1 protein-coding gene and 1 pseudogene are annotated in these 1,171 nt (G+C 59.6%); both read left to right on the forward strand.

Annotated features, from left to right (window positions below; translation table 11 throughout):
• Positions 1 to 96, forward strand: a pseudogene (locus tag F3J17_RS35905) (putrescine ABC transporter permease PotH); the annotation flags it as partial.
• Positions 93 to 1,004: an ABC transporter permease subunit gene (locus tag F3J17_RS35910; RefSeq protein ID WP_167069261.1), complete on the forward strand. Its 912-nt coding sequence runs from the start codon at positions 93 to 95 to the stop codon at positions 1,002 to 1,004. The pseudogene F3J17_RS35905 and the gene F3J17_RS35910, both read left to right, overlap by 4 nt.
• Positions 1,005 to 1,171: the final 167 nt, after the last annotated feature.

Raw genomic sequence — 1,171 nt, forward strand, 5'->3', positions numbered from 1 at the left:
GCCTCGGCTGTCACCGTCGCGATGGTGTTGCTGCTGCTCGTGCCGATGGCAGTCTTTCAGTACTACCAGGTCAAGGAACTGGAGGAAAGCAAATGATCAAGCCCAATCGCGCGATTTCCACCAGCGTTCTCACGCTTGGTTTTCTGTTTCTCTATATCCCGATCATCAGCCTCGTTGTCTATTCGTTTAACGAGTCGAAACTGGTGACGGTGTGGTCGGGCTTCTCGCTCAAGTGGTATGCGGCGCTGCTGCAGGACGACGAGCTTCTCTCGGCGGCGTGGCTGTCGCTGAAGATCGGTCTGATGACGGCGTTTGCGTCGGTGGTGATCGGGACGTGGGCCGGTTTCGTGCTGGCCCGCATGGGGCGCTTTCGCGGCTTCACGCTCTACACCGGCATGATCAACGCCCCGCTTGTGATTCCTGAGGTGATTCAGGGCATTTCGCTGCTGCTGCTTTTCGTGGCGCTCCAGCAGATGATTGGCTGGCCCGCAGGACGCGGCATCCTCACGATCTGGATCGGCCACGTGATGCTGTGCGTGTCGTATGTGGCGATCATCGTGCAGTCGCGTGTGAAGGAGATGAACAAGTCGCTTGAGGAAGCGGCGCTCGATCTGGGCGCCACGCCGCTGAAGGTGTTCTTCGTCATCACGCTGCCGCTCATCTCGCAGGCGCTGCTTTCGGGCTGGCTGCTCTCGTTCACGCTCTCGATCGACGACCTGGTGCTCTCCGCGTTCCTCTCCGGCCCCGGCTCGACGACGCTGCCGCTGGTGGTGTTCTCGCGTGTTCGTCTGGGTCTGAATCCGGAGATGAACGCGCTGGCGACGCTCTTTATCAGCGCCGTGACGATTGGCGTGATCGCCGTGAACCAGTTGATGAGCGCACGTGAAAAGAAGCGTATGCGCGATATGCAGATGGCGTTCATCCAGCCCGATCCCGCTGAAACCGCTACGGCAGGCACGCCGCCTGGCGCAGTGGGTTCGCCGATTGGACGGCGCGCTGCCTGACCTCTCCCGATGACCTGACACGGCGCGCGCAGCGATGCGTGCGACGGATAAAAACGGCCACCAGAAAAACCCGCAATAAAAGAATTAAACGTCGAAACGCCTGCAATAACGACCCATAAGGAGAATGTCGATGAAGAAGAAGTTAATCTGTCTGCTGGTGGCCGGGG

This window comes from Burkholderia sp. Ax-1719 (assembly GCF_011753055.1).
GTDB lineage: Bacteria > Pseudomonadota > Gammaproteobacteria > Burkholderiales > Burkholderiaceae > Paraburkholderia.

What these genes read in the sequence shown, in the direction of transcription:
- F3J17_RS35910 (WP_167069261.1), top strand. Translation starts at nt 93, where the DNA reads ATGATCAAGCCCAATCGCGCGATTTCCACCAGCGTTCTCACGCTTGGT.